A 15,910-nucleotide genomic window follows, 5' to 3' on the forward strand; every position below is an offset into this window, starting at 1 on the left:
CTTTATCGGGGTCAGATCAAGCCCCTTGAAACTTGTAACTTGAAACTAGCCCCTCGAAACTTATATTCGGAAACTAACCCACCTGTTCCCCTAGCGAAAATATCCTCTCTACTAACTGCCACTTACTTTGTTGATTATTGCTTCCCACGTTCTGAAACTGCTCCATTAGGCGCTCCCATTGTTGCACCTTTGGGTTCATTGCATCTTGTTTTGCTTTTTCTGTAAAGCTAAATGAATCATCGGTTTGCAGTATCATGATAAGGGTTGTGCCAACACGATGAATCGCCATGTCTGTAATTCCTGAATCGCGAATAGCACTTATGACTTCAGGCCAAACTTGCTTAGGGCTATGGTATTGCTCGTAGGTAGCTATAAGCTCTGGGTCGTTTTTTAGCTCTAATGTAAGGCAGTACTGCATCCGACTCTCCTTTTATTGTTTATGAATAAATACAACACGATACGCAAAAATCGTAATTGCAACAAAACACAGCATAGGTAATAAAAATGACGCTTGTTCAGCACTTAAAAAGGCAATGGGGTTCGCATCAATAATCATCCCTTGTAATGGTGGCATTAATGCCCCGCCAGCCATTGCCATTACCAGCCCCGCAGAGGCAATACTGGCATCTGCTTTTAAGCCATTTAGCGCAATGCCATAAATAGTTGGAAACATTAAAGACATACAGGCAGAGGTGGCGACCAAAGAGTAGAGCCCTACTTCACCGCCGATAAAAACCACCAAACACATCAAGCTCGCACCGGCTATTGCAAACCACATTAATAACAACCCCGCTTTAAACCAATTAAGTAGGTAGGTGCATAAAAATCGGCTCGCAAGAAAAAAGCACATAGCAATAATATTAAAATGCTGCGCCTCGGCTGCACTTAGCCCTACTTCAGCCATGCCGTAGTGAATAATGAAGGTCCAACACATAATTTGAGCACCCACATAAAACACCTGTGCTACTACCCCTTCACGATAGGGTTTGTTGTTTATGAGCTTTATAAATAAAGGCTTTAATGCTTGATCGCGTTTATCTGATGCCATGAGCTGTGTATTCGGCAACCGATAAAACAAATAAACAAACAGATCACAACCAATGCAATTGCCACATACGGAGTGCGAATAGTCACTAAATCAGCGCTTTGCATGAGTTGGTGTTGTACAGGATTGGTTACAGCAAACTGCTGTAGTGCATCGGTTAATTTACCATCGACAACCGAAGGTAGCATTTGCGCATACTCGGGATGTGCTGCTTTTTCTTCTGCGCGAAACTTTGCAACATGAAGATTATTTAAAATCAGGTTTGAGGCCACAAACATGCCAAGTAAAGAGCCTAATGGGTTAAATGCTTGCGCTAAATTAAGTCGTTTGGTTGCAGTTTGTGGGCTACCCATTGATAAAATATACGGGTTTGCCGTTGTCTCTAACAGCGCTAAACCACAGGTCAAGATACATAATGCCGCAAGAAAATAGTTAAACTCGCCATACATACTTGCTGGAATAAACAATAAAGCCCCAACAGAATAAAGACCAAGCCCTAAAACGATGCCGTATTTATAACTAAAGCGTCGAATAAACAACGCAGCAGGAATTGCCATCACTCCATAGCCTAAATAAAACGCAAATTGCACCAAGCTGCTTTGTGTGTTTGAGATCAAGAAAATATCTTTAAATGCTTTAACTAAAGGGTTGGTTATATCGTTTGCAAAACCCCAAAGCGGAAATAGTGCCGCAACCAAAATAAAAGGGATCAGCATGTCATTTGATACGACGCGGTCCTTGTTACGTTTCGTGTGTGTTCTTTTGTGTGTGTTCATAAACAAGCCTGTTGTTTTAATACAAGGCTCACTGATTACTCGCTATGCCATGTAAAATCGATTCAAACAATGTCAAACCAGTTTATATAGACACACATATTTCATGTAGAAAATCACCATCAGCCAGAGTGATTTTTGTACAAATGATTAAACATAAAACATCGCTACAGCCAAAATTTCATATACAAAAACCTGTTTAAAATACGCGCTAAACGCGTTGACTCACTTCATACCCAAACATATTTTACAAAGAAATTCATTTTTCAAATCGTTGCAGATTAACAACGTGAGATGGCTATGGCTGAGAATAAATTTGTACAGTTACACCCACACGATAATGTCATTGTTTGCTGCCAATCGGCGCAAAAAGGCGAACAAATTAACATTGCAAATCAGGTAATAACACTCGATTCAAGTGTCACCATCGGACACAAAATTGCCTGCCAAGATATTGCTGCTGGTGAGCAGATTTTAAAGTATGGGGCTTCAATTGGCTCTGCGACTGAAGCAATAAAAACGGGCCAACATGTTCATCTTCACAATATGAAAAGTGACTACATTGCCAGTCACACTCGCCATTCTGTAACGGGAGAATAATATGCGCGGCTATTTAAGAAACGATGGTTCAAAAGGCATTCGAAATAGCCTAGTTGTGGTTTATTTGGTTGAGTGCGCACACCATGTGGCACGCTCTATCGTCAATAAGATGGATCATCCAGATGTGCAACTAATCGGTTTTCCGGGCTGCTACCCAAATAACTATGCCCTGGCGATGATGAAAAACATTTGCACCCACCCTAATGTGGGCGGTGTTTTATTAGTATCACTAGGCTGTGAAGGTTTTAATCGTGAGTACTTGAGCGATGCGATTGCTGAGTCTGGTCGCCCAGTCAATACCCTAGTGATCCAACAAAATGGCGGCACCAAAAACACCATTGCCAAAGGCATTACCCAAAGCCAAATCATGCTTGAGCAACTTGCTCAATGCCCAATTGAGTACATGCATCTCGATGAGCTCGTCATTGGTACTATTTGCGGTGGCTCTGATGGTACCAGTGGCATAAGCGCAAACCCGGCAGTTGGTAAATGTTTTGACCGATTAATTAGCGCGGATGCAACCTGCATTTTTGAAGAAACCGGTGAACTTGTCGGTTGTGAGCAAATCATGGCTCATCGAGCCGAAAGTCCAGAACTCGCCAAGCAACTTATTAATTGTGTTGTCAAAGCAGAAAATTACTACGCCAAAATGGGCTATGGCAGTTTTGCCCCAGGCAATGCGGAAGGCGGCTTAACAACTCAAGAAGAAAAATCAATGGGCGCCTATGCCAAGTCTGGCGCATCGCAAATAAACGGCATTATCAAACCAGGAGAAAAGCCAAATAAAAAAGGCTTGTTCTTAATGGATGTGGTGCCCGATGGCGAACCTATGTTTGGTTTTCCGAATATTTCAGACAACCAAGAAATTGTCGAAATGATAGCCTCAGGAGCTCATATCACCTTATTTACCACAGGCCGCGGCTCTGTTGTTGGTTCTGCCATTTCACCGGTTATTAAAATCTGCGCCAACCCAGAAACCTATGCAAATCTCAGTGATGATATGGATATAAATGCCGGCGCTGTTATTGAAGGCAGTAAAACCGTTAAGCAAGTGGGTGATGAGATTTTTGAGTTGATTGTTCGAGTTGGCAATGGTGAACAAACCAAATCAGAGCAAATGGGACATCAAGAGTTTTTATTAACGTATAAAACCTTCGATAGCATTGGGCCTGCGTGCTTGAAATAAAGCTGAGGAATTCATCATGAGCAATTACTTTAACCACCTTTACCCAGACGTTGCCGACCTTAAGAAAAAAGCCAAGCAACGCATTCCTCGCTTTGCCTTCGATTACCTTGAAGGCGGTTGTATGCAAGAGCATGGTGTAAAACGAAATAGAGATGACATCAATAGTGTGCAATTACGCAGTGAGCTATTAAAGCCATTTACAGGTAGCAGCCAAACTGTCGAGTTATTTGGTCATACTTACGCGGCCCCATTTGGTATTGCGCCTGTTGGTTTACAAGGATTAATGTGGCCAAAAGCCCCTGAGATTCTTGCTAAAGCCGCCGCTGAAAAAAACATTCCTTATGTGTTAAGCACGGTTTCGTCATCTAGCCTTGAACGAATCGCAGAAGTATCACAAGGCCATGCGTGGTTTCAGCTTTATAACCCAACGGATGAAAAGATTAGGCTCGATTTACTCAGTCGCATCAAAGCAGCTCATTACCCTGTGCTAGTGGTCACCGTTGATGTGCCTACCTTTGGCTACAGACCACGTGATATTCGAAATGGTCTAGCCATGCCACCGAAGATGACGTTGTCTAATATTCTGCAGATGCTAGCAAGACCCCGCTGGCTTTATGAAACCGCCCTTGCTGGCAAGCCAGAAATGGAAACGCTCAAGCCGTATATGCCAAAAAATATGCCTACCGATGAGCTGGCAGCTTTTATGAATAAAACTGTCATGGGCCGCGTTGATCTGGAAGGTTTAAAACCGATTCGCGATTTATGGCAAGGGCCTTTGATCATTAAAGGGTTGATTAATGAGTCTGATGTACAAGCGGCCATTGCGCTCGGCGCAGATGGGGTTGTTATGTCAAATCATGGCGCGCGTCAGCTAGATGCCGGTGAATCTCCCGTCAAACCACTGCAAACAGTCGCTGCCAAGTATTCAAAAGACATCAAAATTTTTATGGATAGCGGGCTTCGTAGCGGAACAAACATTGTGAGTGCACTTGCAAGCGGTGCTGACTTTACATTCTTAGGCAGACCCTTTGTGTATGGCGTGGGTGCCCTTGGCGATAAAGGCGGCATTCACACCATCAATGCCTTGATTATGCAAATCACCCAGATCATGAACCAATTAGGTTGCGCCACTGTATCTGAACTGCCCGATTTTTTGGTGAAGTAACACAAACTGCTTAAGAGGTAGGTTATGAAAAACACATTTAAAACGCGTCCACTTGGAAAAACCGGCATTGAGGTTTCAACCCTCGGTTTTGGCGCGGCCTCTATGGGTAACCTATATCAAGCAGTGAGCGATGAAGAAGCTAAAAACACCTTAACTGCAGCAATTGATGTGGGCATTTCATTATTCGATACCGCCCCTCGCTATGGTGCTGGGTTAAGTGAACGTCGTGTTGGTGATGCCCTGCGGGGTCTTGGTAAAAAAGAGTATATTCTATCAACCAAGGTTGGCAGATTGATCAAACCTGATCCCCATGCTGATGTAACGCAGCTGCGTCATGGCTTTGCCACACCAATGCCTTTTGATGCCCAATATGACTACAGCTACGATGGCATTATGCGCTCTTTTGAAGATAGCCAACAACGTTTAGGTTTAGCTGAAATTGATATTTTACTCGTACATGATTTAGGCGTTGATACACACGCCGAGCGAGATGCCTTTTATTTTATGCAATTTGAGCAAGGCGGCTACCGAGCGTTAGAAGAGCTCAAAACAAGTGGGCAAATTAAGGCTGTCGGTTTAGGGGTTAACGAAGTTGAAATATGTCAACGTGCAATGGCAATTGGTCAGTTCGATTGCTTTTTATTAGCTGGTCGTTATTCGTTATTAGAACAACAACCTCTCGATGATTTTTTACCTGCATGTATAGAGCATGGTGCGTCTATTATCTTAGGTGGCCCCTATAACTCGGGAATATTAGCTACGGGCGTTCGTCATTTTCAAAACCCTTACTACAACTATCAACCAGCGTCACAAGAAATCATCGACAAAGTCGCCAAAATTGAAGCTGTTTGTGTTGATCATAATGTCACATTAGCAGCTGCAGCTTTACAGTTTCCACTCGCGCATCCTGCTGTTGCCTCGGTTATACCTGGGCTTGGTAACGAAAAACGGGTGCACAAAACCGTCGAATTATTTAATCAGGTTATCCCGAACCAGTTTTGGCAAGATTTAAAAACAGCTGGTCTAATTGCACAGCATGCACCGACGCCAGAAAGCGGAGACGCATCATGAACACAATCAGCACACTCAACCCGATTAAGAAAATAGATAGCCATCAACATTTTTGGCAATTGAGCCGTGGCGACTATCGCTGGTTAAGTGAAGATTTAACTGTGCTGTATCAAGATTATTTACCAGAAAGGCTCACTACGACCCTTGCTATTAATGACATTGCTAACACTATTGTGGTGCAAGCGGCCGACTCACATGATGAAACGCGTTTTTTACTGAAACTTGCTAAGTCCCATAGCTTTATTGCAGGTGTTGTTGGTTGGGTCGACTTTACCGATACAAACGCTCTAAGACAGTTAAACTTATTTGCTTCAGATCCTTACTTCAAAGGTGTACGGCCGATGCTGCAAGACATTGAGCAAATTGATTGGATCTTAAACCCTAAATTTACGCCAATTTTCCAATTTTTAGCGGCGCATAAGCTCTGTTTTGATGCCCTAGTGCATGAGTGTCACTTACCGCACGTACTCACTATTGCTAAGCAGCATCCTCATCTAAACATCGTTATTAATCATCTGGCTAAACCAGATTTAACAAAGCCAAAGTCTGAACATTGGGAAGACATGCTCTATCAACTTGCATGCTTAAAAAATGTCTCGATTAAGTTTTCCGGGCTTATGTCACAAGCACAGGCTGATTGTGTCGATATCGATACATATCGCCCCTACTTCGAACTCATTTATCAGTTATTTGGTGCCAACCGAATTTTATGGGGCAGCGACTGGCCAGTGGTTAACATGAATGGCTGTTATACCGACTGGCATTACATCAGCGATGTGCTGATAAGTGTTCTACCAGTCTCTGAGCAGCGAAAGATTTGGTCCGATAATGCCAAAAGACTTTACCGATTATTTTAATTCCCCCAGTTAAGGATTTTTTATGACCCAGCAAAACACAAAAAAAATTGCCCTAGTAACCGGTGGTGGAAGCGGCATCGGGCGAAGTATCTGTTTACGCTTGGCAAAACGTGACATTCATATCATGGTGGTTGATTTAAACCTTGACGCTGCAAACTTAGTGAAAGATGAAATTCTTCGTGACAATGGCAGTGCCGATGCGTACGCCGTCGATGTTGCAAACCATCAACAAGTTCACGAGTTATTTAATACGATTACCAAGCACTACCCCATTGATATTTTGGTTAACAACGCCGGTATTGCCCATATCGGCAATATCGAAAACACCACAGAAGCTGATTTGGACAGACTGTATAACATTAATGTTAAAGGCGTTTATAACTGTATTCATGCAGCTATCGAGAGCATGAAATCTCGAAAAAGCGGCGTCATTATTAACCTTGCTTCGGTTGCATCATCAGTCGGTATTGCTCACAGGTTTGCATATTCAATGACGAAAGGCGCGGTATTGACCATGACCTATTCCGTTGCAAAAGACTATATAAATGATGGCATCCGCTGTAACTGCATTGCGCCTGGTCGAGTGCACACCCCATTTGTTGATAATTTTTTAGCCCAAAGTTACCCAGATAATCAAGCTGAAATGTTTGAAAAGCTCTCCAAAAGTCAACCTATAGGTCGTATGGGCAAACCAGAAGAAATTGCCGGACTGGTCGATTACCTCTGCTCCGATGATGCAGCCTTTATTACCGGCAGTAATTTTCCCATTGATGGCGGTTTCGTCACCTTGAATAACTAATAGAAGTAAAGAGAATCATCATGAAACTACTAAGATACGGCCCTTTTGGCCAAGAGAAACCCGGCATCATTGATAGCGATGGTAAGCTACGTTGTTTAAGTAACGTGCTCAAAGACATCAATGGCCAAGCTTTATCACCAGTAACACTCAATTTTATTAGTCAAATCGACTTAAACACCTTGCCGCTTATTGAAGAGCCGGTGCGTATCGGTTCATGTATTGCTGATGTAGGTAAGTTTATTTGTATTGGCTTAAACTATGCTGATCACGCTGCAGAATCTGGCATGGCTATTCCCAATGAGCCTGAAGTATTTAGCAAAGCCACCAGCGCGATTAGCGGCCCTAACGACAATATAATCAAGCCTAAAAATAGCAAAAAGCTAGACTGGGAAGTTGAACTTGCCATTGTAATTGGTAAACACGCCTCGTATGTCGATGTAGAAAACGCTTATGATTACATTGCTGGTTATTGTGTGTGTAACGATGTGTCTGAACGAAACTTCCAGCTAGAACGCGGTTCACAGTGGGATAAAGGGAAAGGCTGTGACACATTTGGCCCACTTGGCCCATGGTTAGTCACCAAAGATGAAATTCCGGATCCACTTAATTTAGATATGTGGTTAAAGGTGAACGATACCCAATACCAAAACGGCAACACAAAAACCATGGTGTTTGATCCAGCGTTTATAGTTAGTTATCTCAGCCAATTTATGAGTTTACAACCGGGTGATGTTATCTCTACCGGCACGCCACCAGGTGTGGGTTTAGGGCAAACTCCACCGGTTTACTTAAAAGACGGCGACACAGTTACCCTTGGCATTGAAGGCCTTGGCGTACAACAGCAAGTCGTCGTTGATTATAAAAAATTACACTAATTAATAAATCCCAAATTGCATTTGATCTAGACCCAAAATCCGATAGAGCAACAGCCTATCGGATTTTTATTCAAACACTAATTGGCGAGTTTCAAACCAATAATTCCAAGGGCAATCAGCAGTAAGCTGGCAATTTTTAATAGGCTTACGCCTTCTGATAATAGCGTCATGCCAATAATTGCAGAGCCAATTACGCCGATACCTACCCAAACTGCATAAGCCAAACTGAGTGGTAATGATTTAAGCGCCACGCTTAAGCAATAGAAGCTCGCAGCCATGGTTAAAATTGTAAAGAATGAAATGAGTGGTTTAGTAAAACCGTTTGATTGTTTTAGGCCATAAGCCCAAGCGACTTCAAGTAAGCCAGCAGCAATAAGTAGGATCCAATTCATGGTCGACCTCTTTATGGGGTCGTCCCCGAATTTAAATAACAACTTTAAGGTCGTCCTCAAAGCGGTGTAGTACATCACCACACCCAACGAAATCTAGCACGCCCAAATTAGTAAGGCAACTATAGTCAAAAAAAAGCGAGCAACCTGCTCGCTTTTCTCTACTTGGTTTTGTTTATCGCCTATTAACTCACAGTTAGCGACCAATAATCAGTGCGCCACCTTGAGCTAATAAGTTTAAGGTTAACTTGCCACTGTTACTTACTGTGACTTGCTTAGTACCAGCACTGCCATCTTTTTTGTCAAACAACAGGGTGACTTTTTTGCCCGCTAACATAGGTAAATCGATATCGAATGTTTTGGCTTTATTTTCACCATTCACGGCTGCTACCCACCATGTTTGCTGATGACGCCTTGCGATCGTTACATCTTGACCCGGCTGACCTGCAATATAACGTGTTTCATCCCATACCGTTGGCATCGCCTTTAAAGTATCAATAACAAATTGAGGTTGCTCTACAAGGTTATTTGGCGTCAGGCCAAAATGTTGTACTGGTGATTGATAAAGCACACCTGTTGCCAGTTCAAATGCATCTGTGGTTTTACGAATAGTGCCGACGGTTTGATCTTGAGATAAGCGTTTGTTTAAAAACACTGGGGCAAAATCCATAGCGCCAATAGCATTACGAGTGAACGGTAAAATAGTCGCGTTATAGGCATGTAAATCTAACGAATTTTGATGAAAAACAAGGTTCTCCGATGCTAGAACCGCTTCAGATGTGACGAAGTTAGGATACATTCTTTCCCAGCCACGCGGGATAGTGCTGCCATGAAAGGTGATCACTAAACCATACTGATTTGCATCAGTGAGAATATCTTCGTAGAGTTTAATGGTCTCTTGTTTGTCACCACCAAAAAAATCTACTTTAAGCCCTTTAACACCAATGCTTTGCAACCACGCCATTTCATTTCGACGTGCAGGTGCACTGTTCATTCTATTTTGTGGGGTTTGAGGTGCGTCATTCCACCAGCCATTTGAGTTGTACCACAAAATAACATCAACGCCCTTACCATTAGCGTACTTAACCAATTCAGCCATTCTCTCGCGGCCAATGTTTTTATCCCACCAATTGTCGATTAATACATATTCAAAATTTAATGATGAAGCTAAATCGATAAATTTGATTTGATCATCGTAGTTGATACTTGGGTCTTGCCAAACAATCCAGCTCCATGTTGAACGACCCATTTTATAATCTTGGCTTGCTTGATAAAGGGGTTTAACTAAATCAAACGCCACGGTTGATTCAACGATTGGTTTTAAACTTGCTCCTAACGTGATGGTGCGCCAAGGTGTGGTTGCAGGCATTGCCATAGCCGCATAAGTTGCACCAATGCCATTGTTTTCTCCAGCCTGAGGAAATGAAATCCGATAAATACCGTCTTTTGTGCCTTCACTTAATTTTGAGCCAACATAATGGCTATCAACACCGGTTTCAGAAATTAATAACCAACCTTTATCGCTATTTTTAAATAATGCAGGAAAGGTATAGCCCACGCCGTTCGCTGACGGTGTTCCAAGGGCTTCGTTAAAGGTGTAAGGCTCTTCGTAACTTGGTTTTGTTTGCATCCAGCCCGTTTCAGGTAAGGCTTGTGGGCTTATAAATGTAGTTGCATTATCTGGTAGGTTAAAAGCACTGTATTCAGCTAACACCTTAATACGGGTATCTGTTTCAGTCCCTGAGATTTGATAGCGAAACGCAACATCGCTATCAGACACATTAAACTCGACGCCAAGCATTCTGCCGTCTTGGTTTTCAAATTGCGCTTTGAGTGAATTTGCCGTGTAGTTTACGTCACTAACCTTCGCATTATGCAGCTTATAGCTTTCATTGACTGAAGCGGTTGTATGGCTTTTATATTTTAGGCTTTGTGAAAAATCACCCAGGTTGGTTTTTAAACCAAGCTGTGATTGCTGCAAAAACACTTGCTTGCCATAATTTACGCTATAAACAAGTTGGTTTTGTTGTTTTTCGAGTTTTACAGTTATTTGTCCATCTGGGCTTGTCACGCTAAGCGGTAAATGTGCGTGAGCAAGCATAGAGCTTGTAAGCAGTGATATGTAGATACTTGGTTTTATCATTGTTGTTATCCTTAATCTGCAAATGCAATAAGTGATATCATAATACAATCAAAGCATTTTTGTCACCCAACTCCTATCGAGTTAGAAGTGATCGAAAAACGCATCAAGCCCGTTAGATATTGTTACAGTTCCAAGGTTGTATATTTACGACAAAAGGCTAAGCTTTAGATAAATAACAAAAACTTAGAAAATTTATGAAACTACTGACAGTGCTTTTTTTATTCGTCTCATATCAAGCTCTTGCGGGTCTTACGCCTGTTAGCTTTGAAAAAAATGGCGAAATCATCACTGAAGAAGCGGTGCGTTTCAACGGCGGATATGGTTATAACTTAGATGCCAACCATGTTTTAAAGCTCGTCACCTTAGATTGGCCTCCTTACATAGACGAAAACTTATGCAACAAAGGCTGGCTTTACCAATTTGCTGTAAGCTCCTTACTTGAAAAAGGCTATGGCGTGCAAATTAGCTTTTATCCGTGGGCACGCGCCGTAAGAGAAGCTGAATTAGGTCGCGCTGATATTCTCTTCCCTGAGTACTTTATTGAAGATGATGTTATCTCAGATAATTTCCTCGATAAAACTCGCAACGATTTACTCGCTTTGAGTCATGCTATTCCGGGTGGGGATTTATCATTCGTGGCGTTAAAAGGAAATCAAATTCCATTCAATGGGGATTTAAAATCCGTTAAAAATTTACCAATTGGTGTAGTACGTTCGTATAAAAACACTAAAGAGCTCGATGCCATGATTGATAATAAAGAAATCGATACAATCGTCGCTAATAATGAGTACCAACTAATTCAACTGTTACTTAGTAACCGAGTAAGCCTGATTGTGGCAGATCTTGAGGTGTTAAAAGCCAGTGTTTATAAATCTGAATTATCAATTAGCGGCAAACGACAAATTTTAGAATCACTGGTCGCGCTAGAGCCTAAACTTGAATACAAACCGCTTTATTTTTCTGTCAGTAAATCAACGCCGCAGTGGCAAAAAGTTTTACAAGATTTAAATGATGAAATAGAACTCATGCAACAAAGCGGCAAGTTTAACGAGTTCATCGAAGGAATGAAACAACAGTGCTACGGATTAGAAAAAGCGGCGTAACCGCCGCTTTATTTTGATTAAATCAGTACGCTATTGAGTACTACTCGGGCACTCTAACCCAGCCTTCCATCAACACACGCGCACTTCGGCTCATACTCGCTTTGGTGACTTGCCAATTACCATCAACAAGTGTTGCAGCAGCGCCCACTTTTAAAGTGCCAGAAGGATGACCAAAGTTTACTTCCTGACGCTCACCACCACCTGCAGCAAGGTTTACCAAGGTACCAGGAATAGCAGCTGCAGTACCTATTGCAACCGCAGCGGTGCCCATCATGGCATGGTGCAATTTACCCATCGACATAGCACGTACCACTAAATCAATATCTTTATCACTGACAACTTTACCACTTGATGCATGGTAAGTCTTTGCTGGTGCAACCCAAGCTACTTTTGGCGTATGTTGACGTGCCTTTGCTTCATCAATATGAGAAATTAGCCCCATTTTCAACGCCCCGTAGGCACGAATCGTTTCTAATTTTTCAAGTGCAGATGCATCACCGTTAATGGCTTCTTGTAGCTCTGTGCCATCGTAGCCAACTTCACTGGCGTTAATGAAAACTGTAGGAATACCCGCATTGATCATCGTTGCAGACAACATACCAATACCCGGCACTTCTAGCTCATCGACTAAGTTACCTGTTGGAAATAAGGCCCCTTCGCCATCTGCAGGGTCCATAAATTCAAGTTTCACTTCAGCGGCTGGGAAGGTCACGCCATCAAGCTCAAAATCACCAGTTTCTTGCACTTCACCGTTAGTAATTGGCACGTGCACTATGATGGTTTTACTAATATTGACTTGCCATACTTTAACTTCAACAACGCCGTTCTCTGGAATTTTGCTGGCATCAACAAGACCATTCGACACAGCAAAGGCCCCGACTGCTGAAGTTAAATTACCGCAGTTACCACTCCAATCAACAAACGCCTTATCGATAGCCACTTGACCAAACAAATAATCAACATCGTGATCAGCTTTAGTACTTTTCGATAAAATCACCGTTTTACTGGTGCTCGAGGTTGCACCGCCCATACCATCAGTTTGTTTTTGGTAAGGATCGGGACTGCCAATCACACGTAATAACAGGTTATCGCGCGCCTCACCTGCCACTTGGGCAGGCTCAGGTAAATCAGTTAAGTTAAAGAACACTCCTTTACTGGTGCCGCCACGCATATAGGTCGCTGGCACCTTAATTTGTGGTTTAAATGCCATTGCTTAGTGCTCCTCAGATTCTAAGAAATCTTGCGCGAAACGTTGCAGCACACCACCCGCTGAATAAATTGACACTTCTTCAGCTGTATCTAAACGACACGTCATTGGTATTTCAACAGTTTCACCATTGGCACGGGTAATAACTAATGTCAGTGTTGCGCCTGGTGTTGGCTCACCTTTCACACTAAAGGTCTCACTGCCATCAATACCTAATGTAGTTCGCGTGGTGCCCGCTTTAAATTCAAGCGGTAATACGCCCATACCAATTAGGTTAGTGCGGTGAATACGCTCAAAACCTTCTGCTGCAATCACTTCAACACCAGCAAGGCGTACCCCCTTAGCTGCCCAGTCACGTGATGAGCCTTGGCCATAATCTGCACCTGCCACAATGATAAGCGGTTGTTTGCGCTGCATGTAGGTTTCGATAGCTTCCCACATACGCGTCACTTTGCCTTCTGGTTCAATGCGAGCATATGAACCTTGCTTCACTTCACCATTTTCTTTAACCATTTCATTCAGTAACTTAGGGTTAGCGAATGTTGCACGCTGTGCTGTTAAATGGTCGCCTCGGTGAGTAGCATACGAGTTAAAATCTTCTTCCGGTAGACCCATTTTAGCGAGGTACTCACCAGCAGCACTTGACGCTAAAATCGCATTCGAAGGTGATAAGTGGTCAGTAGTGATGTTGTCACCCAATACGGCTAATGCACGCATTCCGCTTAATGTACGCTCACCTGCTAATGCGCCTTCCCAATAAGGAGGACGACGAATATAAGTACTTTGTGGACGCCATTGGTAAAGCGGATCGTTGTCTTCACCGTAATCTACACTTAAATCAAACATTGGCTCGTAAACCTTTTTAAATTGTTCAGGTTTAACACTTTGTTTGATCACTGCATCAATTTCTTCATCTGTTGGCCATAAATCCATAAGGCGAATTTCGTTGCCTTGTTGATCATGCCCTAATATATCTTTTTCGATATCAAAACGAATAGTACCGGCGATAGCATAAGCAACAACCAGTGGCGGTGAAGCTAAGAATGCTTGTTTTGCATAAGGATGAATACGACCATCGAAGTTACGGTTACCCGAAAGTACAGCGGTTGCGTATAGGTCGCGGTCAATCACTTCTTGCTGAATTTTAGGATCAAGCGCACCACTCATGCCGTTACAAGTTGTACACGCAAAGGCAACGATACCAAAGCCAAGTTGTTCAAGTTCAGGTAATAAATTGGCTTCTTCTAAGTAAGACTTAACCGCTTTAGAACCCGGTGCCAGTGATGTTTTAACCCATGGCTTACGAGTTAACCCTTTAGCGTTAGCATTACGCGCAAGTAAACCTGCGGCAATAACATTGCGTGGATTACTAGTATTCGTACAACTTGTGATTGCAGCAATGATACAGGCACCATCTGGCATTAAGCCTTCTTCATTCTCAACGACGCCAGTGATACCTGCTTTATCAAGTTCGCTTGTTGCAACACGGCGATGTGGATTTGAAGGGCCCGCAATATTGCGACCAACTGACGATAGATCAAAGGTTAACACACGCTCATACTCAGCCGTTTTAAGACTGTCACTCCAAAGGCCAGTCTCTTTAGCGTAAGTTTCGACGAGTTGAACTTGCTCTTCTTCACGGCCAGTTAAACGTAGGTAATCAAGTGTGTTGTCATCGATGTAGAACATCGCAGCTGTTGCGCCAAACTCTGGCGTCATATTAGAGATAGTTGCTCTATCGCCTAAAGTAAGTGCATCGGCACCTTCACCATAAAATTCAAGGTAGGTCGACACAACTCTTTCATTACGTAAAAATTCGGTGATAGCTAGTACGATATCGGTTGCAGTAATACCCGGTTGTGGCTTGCCTTTGAGCTCGACACCCACAATATCTGGTAAACGCATGTAAGATGCACGGCCAAGCATCACACTTTCAGCTTCAAGACCACCTACACCGACAGCAATAACACCTAGCGCATCGACCATAGGTGTGTGGCTATCTGTACCAACTAATGTATCTGGGAATGCCACGCCATCACGTTTTTGGATCACAGGTGACATTTTCTCTAAATTGATTTGATGCATAATGCCGTTACCCGGCGGGATCACATCAATATTTTTAAATGCTGTTTTCGTCCAATTAATAAAGTGGAATCGGTCATCGTTACGACGGTCTTCAATAGCACGGTTTTTTTCAAATGCGTCAGGTTCAAAACCTGCGTGTTCAACCGCTAATGAATGGTCAACAATTAACTGTGTTGGTACCACAGGGTTCACTTTTGCAGGATCGCCGCCTTTTGCAGCTATGGCATCACGCAGGCCTGCTAAATCAACTAGTGCTGTTTGACCTAAGATGTCGTGACACACAACGCGCGCAGGAAACCATGGAAAATCTAAATCACGCTTACGGTCAATCAATTGCGACAGTGCATCATTTAGCATTTCAGGGTCACAGCGACGAACTAAGTTTTCGGCAAGTACTCGCGATGTGTAAGGAAGTGTGGCATAGCTGCCTGGTTTAATTGCATCAACAGCAGCGCGCGTATCAAAGTAATCGACGCCGGTGCCTGCTAATGGTTTTCTAAAGTTTGTATTCATGATGATTCTACTTGTACTTGTTGACGGTGAACAAAGGTGGACTGATTGTTTTTGTATTTATTTCGCCCCTTCATAAAGGGGCAGCTAAGCTACCCCTAT

General features: G+C 42.9%; 15 protein-coding genes. 8 read left to right on the top strand and 7 right to left on the bottom strand.

The genetic code is table 11. The features are described 5' to 3' along the window. Window positions 1–73 precede the first annotated feature (73 nt). From CWC28_RS18110 to CWC28_RS22745, 3 genes are read right to left on the bottom strand one after another with little or no spacing between them, the layout of a single operon-like run. Window positions 74–418 carry an L-rhamnose mutarotase gene (locus CWC28_RS18110; RefSeq protein WP_105180890.1) on the bottom strand — a complete coding sequence of 115 codons (345 nt, stop codon included), beginning with the start codon at window positions 416–418 and terminating at the stop codon, window positions 74–76. A 12-nt stretch (window positions 419–430) separates the two neighbouring features. Further along, entirely contained in the window at window positions 431–1,048 is a 618-nt protein-coding gene (locus tag CWC28_RS22740; RefSeq protein ID WP_502704934.1) for an MFS transporter, read from the bottom strand. Continuing rightward, window positions 1,018–1,821, bottom strand: a complete 804-nt coding sequence (locus CWC28_RS22745; protein ID WP_502704935.1) for an MFS transporter — start codon at window positions 1,819–1,821, stop codon at window positions 1,018–1,020. The genes CWC28_RS22740 and CWC28_RS22745 overlap by 31 nt, the downstream gene beginning before the upstream one ends. 297 nt (window positions 1,822–2,118) lie before the next feature. Here CWC28_RS22745 and CWC28_RS18120 point away from each other — a divergent pair, with 297 nt between their 5' ends. Genes CWC28_RS18120 through CWC28_RS18150 form a run of 7 tightly spaced genes read left to right on the top strand, consistent with a single transcriptional unit; the run spans window position 2,119 to window position 8,371 of the window. Then, on the top strand, window positions 2,119–2,418 hold the full coding sequence (locus tag CWC28_RS18120; RefSeq protein WP_082874096.1) for a UxaA family hydrolase: 300 nt from the start codon (window positions 2,119–2,121) through the stop codon (window positions 2,416–2,418). 1 nt (window position 2,419) lies between these two features. Next, window positions 2,420–3,604 (top strand): UxaA family hydrolase, encoded by a 1,185-nt coding sequence (locus tag CWC28_RS18125; RefSeq protein WP_063704957.1) that lies wholly within the window; start codon window positions 2,420–2,422, stop codon window positions 3,602–3,604. 16 nt (window positions 3,605–3,620) lie between these two features. Next, a complete protein-coding gene (locus CWC28_RS18130; protein WP_138625559.1) occupies window positions 3,621–4,769 on the top strand; it encodes an alpha-hydroxy acid oxidase in 1,149 nt (382 codons plus the stop codon). 24 nt (window positions 4,770–4,793) lie between these two features. After that, entirely contained in the window at window positions 4,794–5,840 is a 1,047-nt protein-coding gene (locus CWC28_RS18135) for an aldo/keto reductase (RefSeq protein ID WP_138625560.1), read from the top strand. Beyond that, the gene (locus CWC28_RS18140) at window positions 5,837–6,697 is read left to right on the top strand and encodes an amidohydrolase family protein (RefSeq protein WP_138625561.1); all 861 of its coding nucleotides are present in this window, start codon (window positions 5,837–5,839) and stop codon (window positions 6,695–6,697) included. The genes CWC28_RS18135 and CWC28_RS18140 overlap by 4 nt, the downstream gene beginning before the upstream one ends. Before the next feature lie 22 nt (window positions 6,698–6,719). Then, a complete protein-coding gene (locus tag CWC28_RS18145; RefSeq protein ID WP_105180896.1) occupies window positions 6,720–7,496 on the top strand; it encodes an SDR family NAD(P)-dependent oxidoreductase in 777 nt (258 codons plus the stop codon). A gap of 20 nt (window positions 7,497–7,516) precedes the next feature. Continuing rightward, window positions 7,517–8,371, top strand: coding sequence for a fumarylacetoacetate hydrolase family protein (locus CWC28_RS18150; RefSeq protein ID WP_063704947.1), 855 nt, complete (start codon window positions 7,517–7,519; stop codon window positions 8,369–8,371). Window positions 8,372–8,448: 77 nt separating this feature from the next. On the opposite strand, the gene CWC28_RS18155 is transcribed toward CWC28_RS18150, so the two are convergent. Beyond that, window positions 8,449–8,763 carry a DMT family transporter gene (locus tag CWC28_RS18155; protein ID WP_062565271.1) on the bottom strand — a complete coding sequence of 105 codons (315 nt, stop codon included), beginning with the start codon at window positions 8,761–8,763 and terminating at the stop codon, window positions 8,449–8,451. Window positions 8,764–8,956: 193 nt separating this feature from the next. Further along, on the bottom strand, window positions 8,957–10,903 hold the full coding sequence (locus CWC28_RS18160; RefSeq protein WP_138625562.1) for a glycoside hydrolase family 97 protein: 1,947 nt from the start codon (window positions 10,901–10,903) through the stop codon (window positions 8,957–8,959). A gap of 194 nt (window positions 10,904–11,097) precedes the next feature. Here CWC28_RS18160 and CWC28_RS18165 point away from each other — a divergent pair, with 194 nt between their 5' ends. Next, a complete protein-coding gene (locus CWC28_RS18165) occupies window positions 11,098–12,006 on the top strand; it encodes a substrate-binding periplasmic protein (protein ID WP_138625563.1) in 909 nt (302 codons plus the stop codon). A 40-nt stretch (window positions 12,007–12,046) separates the two neighbouring features. On the opposite strand, the gene prpF is transcribed toward CWC28_RS18165, so the two are convergent. Beyond that, on the bottom strand, window positions 12,047–13,216 hold the full coding sequence (gene prpF / locus CWC28_RS18170; RefSeq protein ID WP_138625564.1) for a 2-methylaconitate cis-trans isomerase PrpF: 1,170 nt from the start codon (window positions 13,214–13,216) through the stop codon (window positions 12,047–12,049). 3 nt (window positions 13,217–13,219) lie between these two features. Continuing rightward, on the bottom strand, window positions 13,220–15,811 hold the full coding sequence (gene acnD, locus CWC28_RS18175) for a Fe/S-dependent 2-methylisocitrate dehydratase AcnD (protein WP_138625565.1): 2,592 nt from the start codon (window positions 15,809–15,811) through the stop codon (window positions 13,220–13,222). Between the last annotated feature and the right edge of the window lie 99 nt (window positions 15,812–15,910).

It is taken from the genome of Pseudoalteromonas sp. S4492 (assembly GCF_005886115.1).
GTDB classification, from domain to species: Bacteria; Pseudomonadota; Gammaproteobacteria; order Enterobacterales; family Alteromonadaceae; genus Pseudoalteromonas; species Pseudoalteromonas gelatinilytica.